The sequence below is a fragment of the Paenibacillus thalictri genome (assembly GCF_004307995.1).
Classification (GTDB): domain Bacteria; phylum Bacillota; class Bacilli; order Paenibacillales; family NBRC-103111; genus Paenibacillus_AF; species Paenibacillus_AF thalictri.
Window position 1 is genome coordinate 30,415 of the sequence record NZ_SIRE01000041.1, and the last position, 21,082, is coordinate 51,496.

Annotated in this window: 17 protein-coding genes; 2 read left to right on the forward strand and 15 right to left on the reverse strand. The window is 47.2% G+C overall.

What is annotated here, in order from left to right; translation table 11 throughout:
* Positions 1-22 precede the first annotated feature (22 nt).
* The 15 genes from EYB31_RS37060 to EYB31_RS37130 form a co-directional block, all read right to left on the reverse strand.
* The gene (locus EYB31_RS37060) at positions 23-1,081 is read right to left on the reverse strand and encodes a metallophosphoesterase family protein (protein WP_131018598.1); all 1,059 of its coding nucleotides are present in this window, start codon (positions 1,079-1,081) and stop codon (positions 23-25) included.
* Positions 1,082-1,510: 429 nt separating this feature from the next.
* Positions 1,511-2,695 carry an alpha/beta hydrolase gene (locus EYB31_RS37065; protein WP_206105532.1) on the reverse strand — a complete coding sequence of 395 codons (1,185 nt, stop codon included), beginning with the start codon at positions 2,693-2,695 and terminating at the stop codon, positions 1,511-1,513.
* 15 nt (positions 2,696-2,710) lie between these two features.
* Positions 2,711-2,842: a hypothetical protein gene (locus EYB31_RS41370; protein WP_276322137.1), complete on the reverse strand. Its 132-nt coding sequence runs from the start codon at positions 2,840-2,842 to the stop codon at positions 2,711-2,713.
* Between the two features lie 322 nt (positions 2,843-3,164).
* Positions 3,165-3,386, reverse strand: coding sequence for an ATP-binding protein (locus EYB31_RS41645; protein ID WP_131018599.1), 222 nt, complete (start codon positions 3,384-3,386; stop codon positions 3,165-3,167).
* A 551-nt stretch (positions 3,387-3,937) separates the two neighbouring features.
* Positions 3,938-5,416: a M81 family metallopeptidase gene (locus EYB31_RS37080; RefSeq protein ID WP_131018600.1), complete on the reverse strand. Its 1,479-nt coding sequence runs from the start codon at positions 5,414-5,416 to the stop codon at positions 3,938-3,940.
* 33 nt (positions 5,417-5,449) lie between these two features.
* Positions 5,450-7,174: a dihydroxy-acid dehydratase gene (gene ilvD, locus EYB31_RS37085; RefSeq protein ID WP_206105533.1), complete on the reverse strand. Its 1,725-nt coding sequence runs from the start codon at positions 7,172-7,174 to the stop codon at positions 5,450-5,452.
* Positions 7,175-7,273: 99 nt separating this feature from the next.
* On the reverse strand, positions 7,274-8,584 hold the full coding sequence (locus EYB31_RS37090) for an aspartate aminotransferase family protein (protein WP_131018601.1): 1,311 nt from the start codon (positions 8,582-8,584) through the stop codon (positions 7,274-7,276).
* 50 nt (positions 8,585-8,634) lie between these two features.
* Positions 8,635-9,396: an SDR family NAD(P)-dependent oxidoreductase gene (locus EYB31_RS37095; RefSeq protein ID WP_165452809.1), complete on the reverse strand. Its 762-nt coding sequence runs from the start codon at positions 9,394-9,396 to the stop codon at positions 8,635-8,637.
* Between the two features lie 31 nt (positions 9,397-9,427).
* Positions 9,428-10,399 carry a sugar phosphate isomerase/epimerase family protein gene (locus EYB31_RS37100; RefSeq protein WP_131018603.1) on the reverse strand — a complete coding sequence of 324 codons (972 nt, stop codon included), beginning with the start codon at positions 10,397-10,399 and terminating at the stop codon, positions 9,428-9,430.
* A 48-nt stretch (positions 10,400-10,447) separates the two neighbouring features.
* The gene (locus EYB31_RS37105) at positions 10,448-12,220 is read right to left on the reverse strand and encodes a type 2 periplasmic-binding domain-containing protein (RefSeq protein WP_131018604.1); all 1,773 of its coding nucleotides are present in this window, start codon (positions 12,218-12,220) and stop codon (positions 10,448-10,450) included.
* Positions 12,221-12,259: 39 nt separating this feature from the next.
* A complete protein-coding gene (locus EYB31_RS37110; protein WP_165452810.1) occupies positions 12,260-13,087 on the reverse strand; it encodes a carbohydrate ABC transporter permease in 828 nt (275 codons plus the stop codon).
* A gap of 118 nt (positions 13,088-13,205) precedes the next feature.
* A complete protein-coding gene (locus EYB31_RS37115) occupies positions 13,206-14,168 on the reverse strand; it encodes an ABC transporter permease (RefSeq protein WP_131018606.1) in 963 nt (320 codons plus the stop codon).
* 36 nt (positions 14,169-14,204) lie between these two features.
* Positions 14,205-15,275, reverse strand: a complete 1,071-nt coding sequence (locus EYB31_RS37120) for a Gfo/Idh/MocA family protein (protein WP_165452811.1) — start codon at positions 15,273-15,275, stop codon at positions 14,205-14,207.
* Positions 15,276-15,313: 38 nt separating this feature from the next.
* Positions 15,314-16,375 carry a LacI family DNA-binding transcriptional regulator gene (locus EYB31_RS37125; protein WP_165452812.1) on the reverse strand — a complete coding sequence of 354 codons (1,062 nt, stop codon included), beginning with the start codon at positions 16,373-16,375 and terminating at the stop codon, positions 15,314-15,316.
* Between the two features lie 745 nt (positions 16,376-17,120).
* Positions 17,121-18,011 carry a LysR family transcriptional regulator gene (locus EYB31_RS37130; protein ID WP_131018609.1) on the reverse strand — a complete coding sequence of 297 codons (891 nt, stop codon included), beginning with the start codon at positions 18,009-18,011 and terminating at the stop codon, positions 17,121-17,123.
* Between the two features lie 144 nt (positions 18,012-18,155).
* On the opposite strand from EYB31_RS37130, the gene EYB31_RS37135 reads away from it, so the two are divergent.
* Both EYB31_RS37135 and EYB31_RS37140 read left to right on the forward strand, forming a co-directional pair.
* Positions 18,156-19,646 carry an MFS transporter gene (locus EYB31_RS37135; protein ID WP_165452813.1) on the forward strand — a complete coding sequence of 497 codons (1,491 nt, stop codon included), beginning with the start codon at positions 18,156-18,158 and terminating at the stop codon, positions 19,644-19,646.
* 433 nt (positions 19,647-20,079) lie between these two features.
* Positions 20,080-20,400, forward strand: a complete 321-nt coding sequence (locus EYB31_RS37140; protein WP_131018611.1) for a hypothetical protein — start codon at positions 20,080-20,082, stop codon at positions 20,398-20,400.
* Positions 20,401-21,082: the final 682 nt, after the last annotated feature.

A 21,082-nucleotide genomic window follows, 5' to 3' on the forward strand; every position in this document is an offset into this window, starting at 1 on the left:
TGTCTCCTTACAGACACTTGATTCAACTTGAAAGCGGCACAGTCCAATCCGCTTCTTTGATCCATGTCCGGTCGCTGAATTCGCGGCCGCGCAACACAACCTTGTTGGTATATACCTCTACGAACAAACCTTGCGCAGCATCTTTCCTTACATTCTCGTATCTGGTGTTCATCACAAGACCGATTGACGAGTTTTTAAACCAATGGAACGTTTCCTTGATATAGTGCTCCGTGGCCACGGTAAAATCCTGGTGTGTATGCACGGAAAAAACAAATACGTTCCGGTAAGGTTGCAAAATTTCCCGGAACTCCTTGGCTTTGATCAACATATGATTACCTCCGTCCTGACCGATCGGGGGCAGTTCTTGATGGATCATAACAAACACCGGCTTGCCGCCTTTGTTTTCGGCCAGCTTGCTCCGCAGCCAGTTCATTTGCTCGTCCGAGTACCATGCCCCTTCGCCCACTTGCGGTCTTTCCTGTACATACGTTTCCTGCGACAGGAGAATAACATGGAACCCGTTCAGCCAAACGTCATGGTAGGGCTTCTCCAGATTAAACATGGAGGTAAACGCCTGCCGAGCCATTGCATCGGTTTTGCCGTTCGGAAACGTATCTTGACTCCATGCTCCATTTCTTCCGATCCAGACATTGTAATAGTCGTGGTTCCCCATATTGGCATATACCGGCGGAAGCTCGTATTGGGACATAATAGTTTTGAATTCTCTGTAATCGGCAGGCGCTCCCGAATCGGTAATATCTCCGGTAATCATGATTGCTTGTGTTTGATCTCCAAAAGTCTTAATATCTTCAAGGGCTTTTCGCAGGTGGCTTGATTGAGCGGAGATTCCCGAGTTTATATGCAGGTCGCTGATAATGAAAAAAGAAAGCAACGGTCCAGCATCTTCCGTTAGCTGTTTTACTTCTGCCGCTTCGACCTGTGGCGTTGCCGTCACAGGCTCGGCTACAGCTTCGTGGCCCGCAGCCCCCAGAAAGCGGCGGAACATAAAAAGCGCAGACATAGCTAAAATACTTGCCCAAACAGCAGCGATCAGCCATTTGATAAAGTTGCGTCTAGTCATGGTGTATAAAATTCCTTTACAGGATTATGTTTGTCCATCACTCTAAGTCACTCCTATTTTTTGATTCATTTGAAACATTCATTCGGTCCTGTTGACCGTGTTGAAATCAATTTATCGGAAAAAGCCCCAAACTCAACGTATGCCGTCCCCGCCTCGAGTATCCTAGCAGTTGCGGATCATGAGCATTTGGTGCACAATCAGCATACCGAAGAGGATTTGGCTGCACCTTCACATCCGCTTGACGTTGCCATGCACACCGTGCTGTTATGAGTGCAGAGAGGATGATAGTTTTGTGCACGAACGGGAAATGGAGAGTGAAGGGAGTGCTGCCTCCCCTACGAAATGGTTCATGTCAATGAAAACGGGCGGGCTCTGCCCGCCACTACGGATTTTATTGTTCATCAATCGACGATATACATTACTAGAACGTTACTTACTCTTATCAAGCCCTTTTTCCTTCATCCAATCGGATAAAAGGTTAGCCAACTCAACATTATTCAGTTCAGCAAACAGAAAATGCGTATTGCCATGAACTCCGATTTTCGGAAGCTCCACTAAGGTTGCATCGCCACCATATTTATTCACAGTTTCAACGAATTTACGCCCAAGCTCTTGTCTGACACGCCAGTTCTCGGCACCTAAATCGTCCGATACTTCATTTACTTCCGGAATGTAATCGCCAAAATAGATTACAATCGGAATTCCAGTTAACTTCTTGAACTCATCCATCGGCACACCGATTCCCTGTAAAGCTCCTGTCCTGCTCGGCAATGCTTCAGGAACCTCATTTTCGGGAAAAAGATAATTGCCCGGCTCATAAGCAGCAACCGCGGCTATTTTATCGGTTTGTGTTGCCGCCATCCATCCGGGCAGACCGCCTTGTGAGTGAGTTACCAGTATTCCTGCCCCTGATTTATCAAAAACCTTTGCTGTTGCACCCGCTACAAGGTTGGCGTCAAAATTTCCCGTGTTTGGTGTCATCCATTGAAAAAATTGCTCCAAACTTGCTTCATCTTGAGGAAATTGCACATTTTCGGAGTATTTCGGCCAATGTCCCATACGCCAGACTTCAAACCACATCTGCTCATCTGCAACAGGTGTAATTTGTGCTTCAACAGTGCTTCGCCCTGCTTGTCCTCGTCTTGGCTGATCGATTAGATATGTACCAAATCCACGTTTCAGAAAAATGTTCTGGAATCCATCTCTACCATCAGGTGTGGTTTGCCAAGTACGTGCCGACTGACCAGCACCATGCAGAAAAACCATCGATAAATCACGAGCGTTTTGGGGAATCTGATAAAAAACCGATGCATGGTCCCCATGATAGGTCTGACCTTCGGGATACGGCTTCCAGTTATCAAAATTCTGACTTTCATAGGTACCAGGAACTTCGATTACAGTGCCTCCAACCGAGAAGCTTCCTTGTTTTTCGATTGTAAGTATGGCGTTTTTGCCTGATTGCGCATTAGCTGCATCAACTTTAGATGTATCCGGGTCGCTGCAAGCCGCTGCTGAAGCCACCGCTCCAGAAGAAGTCGCCATTCCAATTGTTAAAAGTAATGCTAGTAATTTTTTCATTTTGTTTCCTCCAATGTGTAAAATTAAATATTCCACGGAAAGTCCTTCTGTCTAAATTTGTTTTCCAGCTTCATAGGCCATTTCCATCATTTTGGTTTTTACCTCACCTTTTTGGGAGACGCCATCGCCGTGAATCACCCCCTTTTCTCGCAGACAGCCGGTAAAATCGCGTATACGGTCCATGACGCATTCAGCTTACCAAGCCATAACGCAATGTCATCCTGTTTGATCTAAATTGATCATAACAGCTGATTATAAACTGCTAGATGAAAAAATCTAAACAAACTCTAAACAACGAATTATGCAACGAATGAAAAAGAAACCGATATCCTATTCGTTGTAACGAAATTGCACTTGTTGTTACATATTGAAACTACTTGACTATACTTGTATCCAAAGGTTCTTTTCACAACGACTAGAGAAAACTAAACGACCGTTCCCCGGTAGAATTCCGAGAATCGGTCGCAGCATAAAGATGGTTTTCGATAGTGTCTAATTGACAAGGTTATGAACATGGTGCATGTTTTTTTGTTTCTGTTTTATGTACTGAGCTAGGGTCAACCTGTTTGAAAAGGTGCGGGATTTTCTCCAGCGAAACGCCGTTTCCGTTATCCGCAAAGTAAAGCGCTTCATTTTCGTTTTCCTGCAAAATTTTCAGAGACAGTTTTAACTCTGTTATTGCATATCTCAATGCATTCCCCACGAGATTTTCCAGTATCTGTCTCATTTGCTCCGTGTCAATCCGGACTGAATGACTACTCTAAAGGAACTCTATATAGTTCCAGATGCAGGACATGTGGATCTGTATGACAAATGGAGTATATCCGTTCAACAAACTTGAGTCCTTCTTCAGTAAAAATCTGGCCGAAAATAGTAAAACATATACACCTGTTGGCGGTGAATTAAGGGTTTCCGCTAAGCAGGAGTCTAAAAGGCTTTGTCAACAAATCCAAAGTGAATGCAAATGTCAGATTCAAACGATTTCCCTATGCGCCATACTATTCATTTGAATAGCCATACTTTACGATCAACGGCAAGAATACGGAGAACTGAAGCAGCATTTGTCTCCAATGTTAAAGCATCAATAGGAGAAAAAATGAAGATGGAATATGCTTCTTGAGTTATTCCCAATAAAGGATACTTCACGAAGTTCGCGAAGAATGTCTTCGAAAAGGGGGCTGGATCTTGCAAGAAGAAATCGAGAAATGGTAGAAAAGCTGTTTGTGTCATTGGACATATAATGCAGCAAATCAAGTCTGCCATGAGGCCGCTTGTTCTTTACATAAAGTTGTCATCAAACGGATACATCGGTCTTTGCACTTTCCGGAACGGCAGGCTAACCAGATTGGCCGTGCTTGCGCCTGGTGTATCCAGAATAAAAATCCGGTCGGATATTTGCTCGTATTCGGCGCGGAATTGGTTGGCGGATTTAACCAACACCAAATCCGCATCCGCCGGCTCCAAACCGACACTGCGGTACATTGCCGGGTCTCCGGTAAATGTCGGATGTTCCATTATCAGGAGCGAGATCGTGCCAATCTTAACTACCGCGCAGTAGCCCATATTAGCTTCCATCTTGGCGATGGTGCCGCCGCCGAAATAAAATTTGCCGTCTCCAACCCTTTCCACTACACCTTCAATTTGAATAGGTGAGCCGACCGACGGACTAACGGTATGCCCAACCTGCAGCTTAACCACCGCACCTGCCCCTGCTTCCGCTGCCTTTCGGGCAGCCGGTCCATCCACAATCGACAACAAGCAATGTAAATGCTTATCCGCCCCCTCCTCAAGCAGACGGCAAAGCACAAAATTGCTATCCCCCGGTGAACCGGCGCCTGGACTGTCCGCTGAATCGGATATAATAAAAGGCACCCCTGCAGATGATTCAGCGGTTATATGGGCTATGATTTGGCGTACGGTGTATAGGGTGACGTCAAATTCCTTACGTTTGTCCCAAGCGATTGAAGCAAGTCTCTCCGCTTCAGCCGAAGCTTGAGCCCCATCTGTTCCAATGACGACAGCGGCGAATCCCATTTCCTCCACATCAAGCCAAGGCTGTACGGCGAACAATGAAGTTGCAACGGAAGCTCCTTTGCGTTCACCCTCCAGCGCTTCCTGCCACAGCTCCGCCATAGGACCGCGGTATGTTTGTTGATTTTCCGCGGGTACGATCATCGGAAGTTTCTTCACCCCGGTATATAACTTAACCTCCCCGCGAATAATCGAAAACAGCAGCTTGGCCGCCCGATAACCTGTCTCCGCAAAATCCGCGTGCGGGAATGTACGATAACCGATCAGAGCGGCACAATTGTCAATCATTTTGCGGGTAATATTGGAGTGGGAATCCAGTGTAACTACGATTGGAATATGCTTTCCGATCAACTCCTGAACCGCCTCCAAGATCTCCCCATCCGCATCGTCGCTATCTTCAGCCACCCATGCGCCGTGCAGCGCCAACAGCACCCCGTCGCATGCCGGGTTAGCGCCGATCTTTTCCAGCAACTCTAGTTTTAATTGATTCAATGAACGCCGCTCAATGACTCCGGCGGATACCGCTCCGGCATACAGCGTAGGAATTAAGGCAACTCCTTCTTCGGCAGCCGCCTTGTAAAAGCCGCTCAGTTCACTTTCCGATTTCTGCGGACGGCTCATCTCTTCCCCTGTCATATAATAATAGCGTTTGAAGTCTTCTATTGTACTAATTCTTGTGCTGAACGTATTGCTTTCTTGAATCAAACCCCCTACGATAATATTCATAACGCACCTGCTTTCCTGTTATTTGGATATGTCCTATATCTGAATCGAACCGCCTTCCAAGGCCGGTCTTGCCAACCGTGTGTACTGACCGAGCGCGCCCCTGTGGCGGATAACCGGCGCAGTCCATTGTTTTCCCCGCTCATCGAGAATCCGCCTCATTTCCTCTTCCGTGCGAACAGTCCCCTCCGAACCAATGACAGCTAAATTTCGCGACGGAATATCGATGAGCACAATATCATCATTCTCCACAAGCGCAATCGGCCCGCCATCAACCGCCTCCGGACATAAATAGCCGATACACGGCCCGCGGGTTGCTCCAGAGAAACGACCGTCCGTGACGAGCGCCGTTGTTTTCGACAGAATAGGGTCCGATGCGATCAGTTCAGACATATAAAACATTTCCGGCATACCGACGGCTTTCGGACCCTGATAACGAATTACGATAACATCGCCGGGCTGCAGTATACGATTAAGCAGTGCGTCCACAGCGGACTTCTCATCATCAAATACTTTTGCCGGACCTTGATGAATCAACATTTCCTCAACAACTGCCGATTTTTTCACAGTCGCTCCTTGAGGCGCCAAATTTCCTTTCAGCAGCGCCGTTGAGCCTTCCGGCTTCAGCGGCTTGGATATCGGATAAATAACATCGCGTTTGTTCAGCTTGTAATTGGCCAAAAACATCTCGGCAAACCGAGGCATTTCACTTTGCTCCAAATGCTCCAAATTTTCTCTCACTGTATGGCCAGTAACGGTTACGCAATCAAGATGAAGATGCTCCTTCAGTTCCTTCATTACCATCGGAACACCACCCGCGTACCAGAATAGCTCTGTCGGATATTTACCGGCTGTTTTCGTATCGACAAGCACCGGTATTTCCCGGTGAATCGCGTCAAACAGCTCGGGTTGGAGTGAAATGCCGACTTCCCTCGCAATCGCAATCAGATGCATTACCGCATTAAGTGAGCCGCCTATGGCCGAATGAATCTTAATTGCGTTCTCAAAAGCTTCCTTCGTTAATATGCGCGACGGAATCAGATCCTGCTGCCGCAAGCTCATGACCTGTTGTCCCGCAGCTCTGGCCATCCGGCGTATTTCCGCATTGGTCGCGGGAATCAGTGCCGACCAAGGCAGCGCAAGCCCAAGAGCTTCGGCCATCACCTGCATCGTTGCCGCTGTGCCCATATATTGGCAGGCTCCGCATGTCGGACAACAAGCGCGTTGAAATGCCAGAAACTCTTCTTTGGACATCTTTTGTTCCTTCACTTCCACACTCATGTGCCACAGTTCTTCATTCGACTTGAGGCACGGCCCCGCCCCCATCGCCCCGCCGGGGACATGAATCGCGGGGATGTCGAGCCGGGCAATGGACATTAAGTGAGCCGGCACCGCTTTATCACCTGCAGAACTGAGCACCATCGCATCGAATGGTGTCGCCAATGCTTGAATTTCCACCATGGAAGCAATAAAATCGCGGGATGCCAGCGAATAATGCATGCCGCCGTGAGCCTGTGCAATGCCATCGCAAATGTCGGTAGTTGTATAGATTGCTGGCTTGCCGCCTTGCTGCAGCACCCCTTTCTCCATTTCCGCAACCAATTCTCCTAAATGGTAAGAGCTCGGATGACTTGATCCTTGTGTACTGCCTACAAGTACCTGAACTTTATCAAGATCGGTAACCGTCCAATCCATCGACATCCGCAAAGCGTCACCTTCAAAACTCATTTTTCTCACCTTTTGGCTTTGCAGCGTATCCACCGTAAAACTCCCCCTTGAGAATTATTAATGAGATTAAGTAATAAACTTCAGGGTTGTAAATAACACGTCGCCATTAAGTGAAGGATTTCCGGATTCAGGTTAATCGACCAACTTGGCCAATGATCTATCGACGGCATGCAATGTTTCCTGGACATCCTTGTCATCGTGGACCGTCGATATGTACCATAGGCCGTTGGGACGAATAAGTACACCTTCACTAAGCATAACTTCAGCAAACCGTGTATATTTAGCACCGTCTCTATTATTAAACGCAGCAAAATCAGTTACTTCTTGTTCATCAGTAAACATCATATGAAAAACAGGACCGGTTTGATTGATAAGACCTGGCAGACCATGCTTATTCAATAGCTCGCGTATCCCCGAAGCCAACACTGTAAATAGTCGCTCCATCCGTGTATAGGCCGAACCGTGGTCTTTGACCAGTTCGCCAATGGTCGCTATTGCCGCTGCGGTAGACACGCAATTGCCGTTCAAGGTTCCCAAGTGACTGACCGTTCCTTCATCGATGAGATTCATAATTGTCGCTTTGCCCGCTACGGCGCTAATCGCGATACCTCCCCCCATTGCCTTCCCTATGGTGACCAAATCCGGATCCAGGCCGAAACGTTGGTGCGCCCCTCCTATAGACAGACGGAAACCGGTAATAACTTCATCTAGAATCCATACAATACCCAGTTCTTTGGTTAACCTCTGCATCAGCTCCATGTAACCCGGTTTAGGCAGAATACAACCGGAATTGCACATAACAGGTTCCGATATGAGCGCCGCAATTTCGCCGGAATAGGCTCTGAGAGCGGACTCCAACGCTATTGGATCATTCCAAGGCAGCAGAATAACATCTTCTAAGCTACCTGCGCTTTGCCCGGATGTACCCGGTAGGACGCTGGTTGCGGCTCTCTCGTCATTACCTTGAAGACCCGCGCCGGGAAACGAAGTGAAGATGGAGTCGGACCAGCCATGATAATGACCGTGAAACCGAACGATTTTACGTTTTCCTGTATAAGCGCGTGCAAGTCGGAGAGCAAGCATAACGGCCTCCGTTCCGGATCCGCTCAAGGCAACCTTCTCGGCGCATGGAAGAAGCTCGGTCAGTAAACGGGCCAGCCCGATTTCTCCTTCATGCTGTAAACCATATGTATATCCTTTACGCATCGCTTGGTGGATAGCAGTAGTCAATTCGTCATGAGCATGACCTAAGATCAGCGGCCCATAGGCTAACATGTAATCGATATATTCATTGCCGTCAACATCCCGGATTCGAGCGCCTTCTGCTGATTGAACATATATAGGCACCGGTTTCATAGAAGCCCGTAAAGAACTCGCCACCCCGCCGGCAAGATATTTTCTCGCAAGTTCATATTTGGCATGTGATTGTTCTGTACGAATCATCGTATACCTCCCAAAGTTTACTTGAGCATCAGTCAGTGACCAAAGTACCCTTAGTGCATGATCCAACCGCCGTCTACGTTCATTGTTTGCCCGGTAATAAAATCACTTTCCTCCGAAGCAAAGAACAGGAAAGCTCCTTCAAGATCAGCTGCCACTTCACGGCGCGAGAAACACTGCAACTCCGCCAACACGACAGTTGCCTCCTCCGATCCTGCAGCACCCACTTTTTCCGCTTCCGTCTCCGTCAAAACCGCCCCGGGTGTGATACAGTTTACCGTAATGTTGTTTTCGCCTACCTCTCGCGCCAACGCACGGGTAAATCCAACAATCGCCCCTTTGGAAGCAACATAATGGAGAAAACCCTTTTGTCCGGTAAAGAAGGTAACGGAAGAGACGTTAATAATTTTTCCGTATTTTTGTGCTTGCATATAAGGAAATACGGCCTTTGCACAGAGAAATTGCGAACGGACGTTAACGCCCATAATATAATCCCAATCCTCTGCCGTAATTTCATACCATGTCCTGCGCGGATCCATGGCGGCATTGTTAACCAGAATATCAACGGTCCCGTACCGGCTAACGGTTTCTTCCACCATCGACCGTACGTCCTTTTCTTGTGACACATCCGCATAGAAAGCGAAAGCCTCGCCGCCCTTCTCCTGAATATCATTTACGACCAATTGCGCCAGTTCGGGATTAGACCGGTAATTGACAACTACTCTTGCGCCTTCCCTCGCGTAATGTTTGGCTATCGCCGCCCCGATAGAACGGGACGCTCCGGTAACGATTGCTACCTTCCCTTTAAGTCTCAAGCTGATTCAACTCCTTTGCTATACTTGCTCTTTATTGTCTGTTAATGATTCCCTTTAGATGCTGAAGACCGAAGAGCAGCCTTTCTTCCATCTGATCAAGATAAGGAATTGCTTCATATTCGTCTACCGGAGGAATCTCTCCGTTGGCAAGCTTCTTTTCCGTATTCCACGCCAGTTTAACAAATTGCCCAAGTTCAAATGGAGTCAAGTCCGGATTTTTATCTATCCAGTCTTTATTAAATATTTTAATTTCAAATAACCATTTGTGGTCTTCAATCGATAAAGGTAAATTAGGATTGTATTCAGCAAGAATAGGGATGATTTGCGCGAAATCCACGGAGCCCTGCCCCGGAGCTTTACCTTGTCTTTGTACGCCGTTTTCATTAAAATAAATGATTCCATCCTTCGTATGAGTCAAATTGGTATAGGGCGCGACCCTCCTGGCTGCAAGAACAGGGTCTTCTGCATTAACAAGCGTGTTGGCTGTATCCAGACAAATCCCGCAAATATCAGCTCCGACAGCTTCGATTACTCTCAAGAGATCAAATGTGTTATCACCATGGTTCTCCAAGTTTATCCTGCTCCCATAGGTCTCCAATACAGGCCTCAAGGTTTTGATGAAATCGATACTCTGGCTCACGTGGCTCTTCCAAGGAACGGGATGGTTATAGTTTTCATCTGAAAAGCAGATGACACTCCGGAGTTCATGCCAACCGGCCTGCGCATACGCTTTAATATGAGAAATAACGGTTTCCCTATGTTCATCCAACGATCCTTTAACAAGTACCGGGTTGCAAGTTCCGACGCCGGAATAAACGTACAACCCCTGTGAAACCGCGTAATCGTTTATATCCTTGAGCTTGCCCGCATCCGCTTCAATACTGAGCTCCCTCATATCGCCGAATTGAACTCCTTCTAATCCCAGCTTTTTTACATAATCAAGGGTCTGATATGCATCCAGCTTCAATTCTCTAACGGTAAAACTGTCAATTCCCACTCTCATACCTTATTCCTCCTTGAAATTTCTTTTACATGCAAGTGCGAATTGTTCCTATTTTTTGGCCAGTTCTGCAATACGACCCTTAAAGTTGGCCAACTGTTCATTATACTTATCAATTACCTTTTTCTGTCCAAGTTCGTCGACCTTGCTTACCGCTGCATTGTAAAGACTTTCGAACTGGGCATTGTCCTTCGCGGAGACAATCAACGGAATTTGCTTATCCATATACTGCATTATTTTTTCCTCAATTTTTGCTTCTTCCGTATTCGGATCAAGGTTTGTTGAAGATACGTAAGGAGTGATGTCAAACTTTTCAAATTTGAAGTTGGGATTTTTCTGCCACGCATCCAGCATTGTATTCCAACCGTATGCTTTGTACGCCTTTTTCTGTGTTTCAGTAGCAACGGACATAAGGAACTGAGTATCATTCTTAAAATTATTCGCCTGTCCGTTAGGCCCTGTTGCTACATTGCGGGTCGGGAATATACTTCCATATAGACCAAACCGTGTCAGCATATCTTTGTTCGGATCGCCGTCGCTAATAATTTTCAACAGTTCCGGTGTCGGAATTCGCTGGCCGTCTTTCATTGTATAATCTCTGCCTTCGACCCCCCAGCCTAAACGGATGGTCATTGCTTCCGTGGACATATAGTTAAGCACTTCCAAAAATCTTTCCGGATTTTTTGCCTTCTTAAGAATACCCGTCGTTTCATCAGGTCTTACGCTGTTAAACAACTCATAACGGACGTTCTTGCCTTCATTCTTGGCGATGGAAAGTCGAATCGGGGTTACAATGTATTGCATTTCCGGATGTCCGCTTTTAGCCAGCTTGGCATTTACCGAAGGGACCATCCACTTGGCAAAATTCGCCGATAACGCGACACCTGACTCCCATTTCTTGCTGAACTCCGCTTGTTTATCCGTCCAAGCTTCCTTATCCATAATGCCTTCACGGGACAAGATATTCCAGAACTTAAGCGTCTCTTTCAAATAAGGATGGCTTACTAGAGGGATAATTTTACCCGCATCAACATCCACAAAACCCGTCGTTTTATAGAAATGCTGGTATCCGCTATGCCTTGGGAGGTAAGTCGAAAGAAGTGGACCATAGGCTTCACCCCAGAAATTAATCATGCCGATTGATTTCTGATCCAAGCTTGTAGGAAACTTCTTCACAGCTTCCCTTAAAAAGTTAATGTAATCGTCTGTTGTATCAAGCTTCGGCCAACCTAACGCCTCCAGCACATCCACTCTTACGTTCATATCCAATGGTTCGGAGGTCATCTGGATTTCATCAGGTCCTGCTTGCCACACATAAAGGTCGCCGTTTTTCACATCCAAATTTCTCCAATATGGAATAAGATCCTTCTCATACTGAAAAAAATTAGGGATTATATTTTTGTAGTCGTCTAACTTAAGAAAAGCACCGGCCTCAATGTATTTCTTGGTTACAGAATCAATACCTGTATTCACAAAATCCAAATCGCCCCAGTCATTTGCCGCAAGCATCAAGAGCGCTTTATCAGAAGGCGTTTCATTAAATGGAATGTAATCAAAAACTACGTTGAATTTCTCTTTAATCATCTTTCCGACTTCGTCCTCGGTACTGCTTCTCGGCTTATCAATGCCTCTTGCCAATACCTTGTATGTTACAAGGGCTTTGTCTTGAGATTTGCCGTCAGTTCCAGTCGCCGGTGCAGTTGTTGCTGGAGCCGGAGCCGCAGGCGGACCGCCACTGCCCGTGATCGAACATCCGGCCAGAGTCGTTTGCGCTATCAGCATAACAGACGTTATTGCAACTATTCTGTTTAACTTTGTTTTCATTTCATCAACCCTCCCTAATTTCGCAAAATCATGTAATGCTTACTCTTTAATGGCGCCTACCAAAAGCCCTTTGATAAAGTATTTCTGCAAAAACGGGTACACGATGACTATAGGAATGCACACGATCACGGTCATTGCCATTTTCACCGACTCCAGAGTGAAGTTATTCATGCCGCCCTCATTCAGCTTCATCATGTCTGTTGCGCTGGAGGCTGTTCCATTCTTCAAGTAATTCGACAAAATATACTGCAGCGTAAAAAGTTTACTATTGGACGAATTGTACAAAAGTGTGTCACCAAAGGAATTCCATTGATGGATAAACTCGAAAAGCGTGACAGCCGCAAGAACCGGGAAGCAGAGCGGAAATACAATCCTGAAAGCTACCTGGAAATCACTGGCCCCGTCAATAAAAGCAGACTCCTCCAAGCTTCTCGGCAGCTCCTGTATAAAAGTGCGAATCAGAATTAATCCAAATACGCTAACAAGGTTCGGCAAAATATACACCCAGAAAGTGCCTGTCAGATAAAGACTCGAAATGTTTAAATATACAGGCAAAATTCCCGCTGAAAAATACATTGCGAAAATGACATACCTGGAAAAAAACTTTCTGAAAATAAGTTCTGTTCTCGACAAGGCATAAGCGCCCATGTAAATAACAACTATCGTACAGACCGGCCCAATGATACTGCGTGCTACGGATATTTTTAACCCGTCCAAATAATTGACTTGCGTGAATATACTCTCGTAAGCCTTGAAGGAAAAACCCAGCGGTACCAGAAGAATTTTGGCGTACGTATTCCCTGAGCTTAATGAAAGCAAAATCATATACACAAACGGGTAAAATGTTGCAATAACTACTGTTAACATGATCAAGAAGTTAACGAGGTTAAATACCGCGTCACTCATGCCGGATTTTTGTAAGCTTCTACCTTTTACAAACATGTATTCCCGCCTTTCCGCGCGCCTGCTCACGTATCCATAGGATTCAAAACAATGAGCGATTGGCGAGCTTCTTGCAAAGCATATTTACGATGATCAGCATAATAATGCTTACAATAGTTTTGACAATACTCACCGCAGTTGCATAAGGAAATTTAGCTAATTTCAAACCGAATTTATAAATGTACATATCGAAGACTTCCATGGTAGTAATGTTTGTTGGATTGGTTAATAAATAAAATTGTTCGAAATTGGAATTAAGCAGCATTCCGCTGTTAAGAATGATCAGTACGACCAATGTCGGCATAATGCTCGGTACGGTAATGTGGCGTATTTTAGCAAATCTCCCCGCTCCGTCGATTTCTGCAGCTTCATACTGCTGGGTGTCGATACCGGCAATCGCGGCAAGAAAAATAATTGAATTGTACCCCAGTGATTTCCACAAGTTCACAAACATCGTCAACACCCAGGAATATTTTGCATCCCCCAGTATATTAATGCCGTTTTCTAGAAATTTGTATTCGACTAACAACATATTCAAAAGACCGGAATTCACAGAAAAAAAGATAACTAACAGCGAATATCCGATAACCCAGGATATAAAAAAGGGAAATAGGGAAAGCGTTTGCACAACCGACTTTGAAAACTTATGCCTGATTTCATTCAACAGGATGGAAAACACCAGAGCACAAAACAAATTAATTATGAGAGCGCTGATATTCATCACCAGCGTATTTCTTAATACATCCATAGCGTCCGAGGAATCGATAAAAAACTCTTTAAATGTATCCAGTCCTATCCACTCGGCATCCGCAAGATTTTGGCCTACACGATAATCTTTAAAAGCAATAATCCAGCCTAGAACCGGTTTATATGTAAATATTGTGAGTACAGCAAGTGTCGGCAATAACATGAGCAGTAGTTGGCGTTGCTTGTAAAGCGTATATTTTATGCCGGACTTTTTAACCTTCTGCTTGTGAGCTCCGGTTTCTGCCGCATAATCGCCCATTAAGATTCCTCACTTTCCACCTGTCATTCGGAGCCGTTATGTCCAGGGTTGGGGTTCGATAGGTATTTTTACAACCATTCCTGTTGCTTCGGAACGATAGGCAGCCTCAGCCACTTCAACCGTTTTCCGACTGTCCGTACCATCGGTTACAATGGCGGCATCTTCTCCTCTTAAACTTTTGACCCACTCCTCGATACATTGTTGATGACCTGTAATAGTACTGTCGGTTTCCAACTTCACGAAACTGCCTTCGCCCTTCATGTCATATTCAAATAACTTCGATTGATTGTCATGAATTTTTACATACGTGCCTTTTCCGCTCATAAAGTAAGCTTCTCCCTTAGTGCCTGTGACATGGTTGAATTCATACCATAATCCGTCGGGAGCTTGATGGGACTGCGTATACCAGTTAATTGAAAGAAGAGCAAGCGCACCTGATTGCATACGTGCAATAATGGCACCTATGCTTTCTCCTTCCATGCGGCTTTTCTCAACTTTGGACATTGAGGTAACGCTTTCAATTTCTCCGCCATACCATCGTAGCGAATCGATCTGATGAGTCAGACAACTCATAATGGCGCCGCCTCCGATGAACTCCCTATAGCGAACCCAACTTTTCTCAGGAAATACAACATTCTGGTTATGCTCCAGCTTCCAAAATAGGATCTCTCCAAGCTCGCCTGAATCAACCACTTTCTTAAGCGCCTGCCAATCTTTATTGTAGCGCCTGTCATGGCAGACTGTAAGCGATACACCTGCCCGGGAGCAAGCCTCTATCATCTGGTCGCATTCATACACATTCCTTGCCATTACCTTTTCTGTCAGTACGGGCTTGCCTGCTTTGGCGGCAGCGATTGTCGCTGGCGCATGCAGATGGTGGGGAAGAATGATATCTACGGCATCAACGTCTTCCCGCTCCAATATTTCCGTGTAATCGCCGGCAATTTCAACATCATCGCCCAGCAGCCTGCGAATATGAGCATGACGATCCGGGTTCGTCTCCGCAACAACCACCTCACAAATGTCCTTAAGACGCATAAATCCCGGTGCATGTGCGGCTAGTATTCCTCCGCCGCCTAGAATGCCGATTTTCAACTTTTTACTCATGTCCATCTCTCCTTTGTTTTTGATCATCCATCTATAGTTTATTGCCTTGGAGCACTTGTGGATTGCCTGAGCACCAATTCCGGATATAGGGTTGTCTTGGCTGCAGTATATTTCCTAACCGTCTCATTTTTGTCGATCTTCTCAATTTTTTCTATTAGTATATCCACTGCCCTTTGGGTCATTTCCATAATGGGAGGGAACACCGTAGTAAGAGCGGGAATCAAATATTCCGACTCCTTAATATTATCGAATCCGATAATCGAGATGTCTTCAGGAACCTTCAATCCCGCTTCATGCAGTGCTTTCATCGCACCGATCGCGATATTGTCATAGGTAGCAAATACAGCAGTGGGAAGGTCCCCCTCCGCCAAAAGCTCCTTCATCCTCATGTACCCGCCTGCCTCGAACCTTTCGTTCCCATCTGTTTTAATAAATTTCTCATTGTATTCAAGACCCCATTCGGCAAGCGCCTTTTTGAACGGCGGCAGCCTGGCCTTCTTGGATAACTTCTCGCCGATGAAACCGATGGACTTATGTCCAAGCCCAACTAAATGGCTGACCAGCAAAGAAATTCCATACTCATCGTCAACCGTTATACATTCATGTCCCGTATTTTCGCCCGCGAAGCCAAGAAATACGATAGGTAAGTTGTTCTTTTCATTATTTTTCTCAACCAGGCTTTTTATTTTTTCTTTGACCTCTGCGACATTCACTTCATCAAAGTTAATCTCATCAGCATATATGATTCCGTCCACTGCTCTCCCGATGAAAACCTCCAGGTTTCGTATCCCTTTGTCCGCATTAAAGCCTGTTGTGCCTATAATCAGGGCGTATCCTTTGGCATAAAGCTCGCTCTCCACACGATTTATGATTTGCGCGTAGTAATTACTCGTGATTTCCGGAACAATCAAGCCAATCAACTTAGTTCCTTTGCCTGTAAGAGCCCTTGCCGATAAATTAGGCGTGTAATTTAATTCATTGGCAATTTTCTCAATTCTTTTGATTGTCTTTTCGCTGATTTTTTTGTTATTGGCCAAAGCACGAGACACTGTGGATGCGCTTACACCGGCTATTTTAGCAATTTCCTCTATTGTTGACATTAACATCTACCTTCCAGCCGCTTATTAATATTCCATTGATCTGTTCGCGTTGATTACCGCGGGTTTTATTTAGCGGATTTTCTTTGCAAATAAGGGCAAACGTTTGCATTAACCGCTTGATGATATTATAGCACCCAGTTTTTTTGAAAGTCAATCGTCCAAATGAAAAATACTTTATAAGGGGATACCCCGAAATAATCCGTCTTGCGAGATAAACCTTGACCGAATGCTATTTTTCGGCCAACCTGGACAGAAATAATTCGGGTAAAGACATATGCGGCAACCGTAATACCGTAGTGGTTAGAATGGAAATTGCGGTTATGCAATCGGTTGTTCTTTTTTTCGTAGATCTCCTTATAGCACAGCAAAAACAGCAAAAATTGTACCGGTTTCCTAATATTTTTGAGCATTCCTGCCCAATAAACAGGCTGCCGCTATTCATTCTCTGCGGCAGCCTGTGACATATGCACTTTCACTTACAGTTAAACATATTTGTAATTGGGTTAAAGATGTCTGGTACAATTATACAATTCATCCATCGGAAATTCGTGAGCCTCTTTCAAAGGTAACGGCGAACTGGAATTCGCTTACTTCGACCACCGCATCACAAATGAGTATATTGAATCTCTGAATAGTCTGATACGTGTCGTCAATCGTTGAGGGCATGGAAATTCATTTGACGCACTACGAGCAAAAATGAAGGAAGAAACTGTTTCCAAATGCCAAATCCGGATTATGACTCATCTCAGATTGCTTCCCGCAAACGGCTGATCTTAAGGGCGAAATCCCGGAAGAGACGCGCCGCCGGAGACAAATAGCGCTTCTCCTTCCATTCGACGCCTACCTCACAGACGCATCCTGGCGTGGCGATTTTGATCCAGTGCATCCCCTCAAGTATCAGCGCCCGCGATTTGGGCAGCAGAGACACGCCTAACCCGGCCGCGACAAAGCCTGCCACCGTCACCAAATCCTCCGCCGAATACTTCACATGCCGCAAGAATTGGTGCGTACGGTTGATGGCATCGACCGTACCTCTCAGGCCGCAATCCCGGTGTATGCCGATAAACGGTTCGTCGGCCAACTCCTTGAGACCAATCGCCTCCTTCGCGGCCAACCGATGGGACGCGGGTACGACCGCGTATAGATCAGCTGTGAACAGCGTCTCCCATACGATGCCGTCCGCGCCGCCTCTCGGTGACGTAATGTTCAGATCGCATTGGCCTTCTTCAAGAAGTTGCTGCGTTTGTGTACATGAACCTTGGAAAAGCTCGAAACGGATATTCGGGTACTTCTCCTGGAATCGATGAACGAGCTCAGGTATAAAGTGCGTCCCCAGAATGTTGCCGAATGCGAGCGACACAACGCCTGATTCCGGATCGGTCAATTCCGCGATTTCTTCCTTCCCTCGAATAATTTCCTGAAGGGCGTTCGATACTCGCGCGGCGAAGGTCTGCCCGTAGCGGTTCAACTTTACGTTCCGGCCGCTGCGTTCGAACAACTGCACACCCAGTTCTTCCTCCAGCTTGGCAAGCGAATGGCTCAGTGCCGGCTGCGTGATCGACAGTGCCTCCGCGGCCCGCGTCACGTGCTGCATCCGGGCCACGGTCAGAAAATATTCTAGCTGGTTCCACTCCACTCTTTTCTCCTCCTTGGTTTTAACATGCACGAAATTAATGATTTTTATGAAAATAATAAATTAGACGCCATGCAATGTCAAATTTTACAATATAGTAACCGAACCGAAATATTGGCGGAAAAAGATCAGGAAGGTTGGATGAGGATGGAGCGCACAGCTACCGGAACCGCCCGCAGCCGCGGATGGTTCATGGTATTCATTTGTTTAGGCGTGTTTGTGGTGTATTTGGATTCAACGATCGTGAACGTGGCATTATCGGAAATGCAAAAAAAGCTGGAGGTTGGCATGAACAGCCTGCAGTGGGTCATCGATGGGTACACCCTCACGTTCGCCTGCTTGCTGCTTATGGCCGGAACCGTTGGAGACGTTCTCGGACACAAGCGATTGTTCACGATCGGCATGTTCGGATTTACAGCCTTCTCGGCTTGCTGCGGTCTGGCCGGATCGATCGGGGAACTGGTCGCGTTCCGCTTCTTGCAAGGCACCTTCGGGGCTTTTCTGATTCCCGCTTCCCTTGCCATCATTCGCAACCTTTATGAAGAACCGGTCGCCCGAGCGAAAGCGATCGGCATTTGGGCAGGGCTGGGTGGATTAGCTCTGGCGGCGGGGCCGCTGATCGGAGGCTGGCTGACGGAGACGTCGGGCTGGCAAAGCATTTTCTGGATCAACGTGCCCATTGGTGTCATTGTCTCTGCGATCCTATTCGCGTTCAAGAGGGAGACAGCCCGCAACCTGAGCAGAAGCTTGGACCTCCCGGGGCAACTGCTGTTTATTATGGCAATCGGCGCGCTAACGTACGCTTTGATCGAGGGACAGACGCTCGGATGGCATTCCGCGAGCATCCTGGGTTGCTTTGGTGCTTTCGTCCTTCTGCTGGCCGCCTTCTTGCTACGGGAAGCGCGAGCCAAGGAGCCGCTGCTCCCGCTTAGCTTGTTTAGAAACTCCGTGTTCAATGTCGCTTGCTGCGTCAACTTCTTTGGCTTTTTCGGTCTGTTCGCCGTCGTCTTTCTGATGACCCTTTACTTCCAGAACGTGAACGGATGGTCTCCGACCGAGGCGGGCGCCCGCTTCCTGTCCCTGAACGTGAGTATCATGATCGCTGCCTATGCGGGAAGCTCGCTCGGAAGCCGCGTTCCGTCGGCCTTTCTAATTCCGGCTGGCATGCTAGCGATGGGAGGCAGTCTTATGGCCCTGACCGCCGTCGAGCCCGGCAGTCCATACGCGAATTACGCCTGGGCGCTGATCGGCATCGGGATCGGCATCTCGTTCGCCGGCGCTTCTGCAACCGTCGCGCTGATGTCGTCCGTTCCCTTGCAGATGGCCGGGACTGCATCGGGTGTCACCAATACGTTCCGGCAGCTCAGCGCCGTGTTGGGCGTCGCTCTCTCCGGGACACTCGTCTCCGCCCACCTTCCCGACGCTTCGTCCGAGGCGATCCAATCGCTGAGGAGCGGCGATACCGCGGTCGGGTTCACCGCCGGAATGCACGAAGCATTCCTCGTCGCTGCGGTAGGCTGCTTCTTCGTCGCAGCGACGGCGGCCGTTATCCTGCTGGCGGCTGCACGCAGGAAAGCAACTTCCTATGCCGGAAGGGAACGGCCTGAGCGGAAGAAATTGCAGCCTGAGTCTGATTGAGATAGTTAGTACATTTGTTGGCACGTTTGTGTCATTAGACATTTTATACAGTGTCATACATTATATATGAGCATTTCAGAAATCAAAATTATAAGTCTGCTCTCCAAGTTTCCCCATCCGCATTACAGCTGTAGTCGGACGCTGCTGGCAATGGCCGCCAAATCTTTGGCGTTCGGGTATTGCCCGGATCCGCTCGTCGAACCATAAAATCCGGTGTATATTGCTCACGCTCTTCTTCAACTCCTATGCGCCATAGTGGAACGAAGTCCGACGCGAAATCAACCGGTACGAACCGACGATGCCAGGAGCTATAGAGAGCTTGAAGAAAGCATTGGACGAGCTGAAAATTGCTGAAAGCGCTGAAGCGAAACTTATTAAAGAAAAAAAACGTCTAACAAGTTAGATTAAAAAACGGGAGCGGAGTGAACAGGCTGTGAAAAAAGTCGTCGTATATGTTCTTTTAGTTAGCATGGGGGCAATCTCGCTTGCAGGCTGTCAGGAAGGAGGCGGGAAAGAGGCTTCGGAAACTACATTGTCGCAAACTCTAAGTGCCATGTCCCCGGATAAGTTGCAGGATCGATCAAAAGACGATCAGGCCAAGGATACTATTAATAATTCCGCAGCAATCGATCATTCCTCATCCGACGCGCCTTCCACCGGAAATTTGGAGCAGCCGCTCTATTTAGATGGAGTCAACGATTGGGTGATTTTCGATGGCACGCTGCTTCGTTCCGACCCTTTACATCTCCGATGATCATGGCGTGGATTGGAAACGGGTGGGGAACCTGACCTCTATGATCAGAGGGTATCCGACAGGCATCTCATTCCGGAGCAGCGACGTTGGATGGATATCGTGTTCCGTACGCGGGGAAGAACGAATCCAGTTTTACCGTACCAAGGACGGAGGACGCACATGGTCGGAGCAACCGCTCCCCTGGGAAACATGGATACCCCAAATCTCCGCTGCCTGAAGAAGTAAAAAGCCCGCCGATTGCCGGCATCAATTTTCTGGAAATGAACGGTTGGGCTCTTTCCACAGACGGATCCACGCTGTACACAATTAATGACATTAATAAAGGCTAGCAAGTTATCCGGCCTAGCCGGGAGCTGCAGCGTGCAAGCGGCATCTATTTTCGCGGTGATGGCTCGGGCCACGTATTGATGAGCGGGCATGAGTTACGTACTTCCGACGGCGGCAAAACCTGGCTTGCCCCTTGATTACCGGCTATAAGCTTAACGAGACTGCCGACTTTTCCTCGGCAGCCTCGTGGTTGTTTTGCGTTCTCGTTTCCCAGTAACACTGGGCCAACTGCACCAAACCAGAGTCACTTGTGACGATGCCAGCCACTCAACTAACTCGTTTTCTTCTGATACAATGACCATGTTGGTGAGTGGATGCTTCCAGTCCGACTGTTAGTGCGTCGAACGCACAAGGG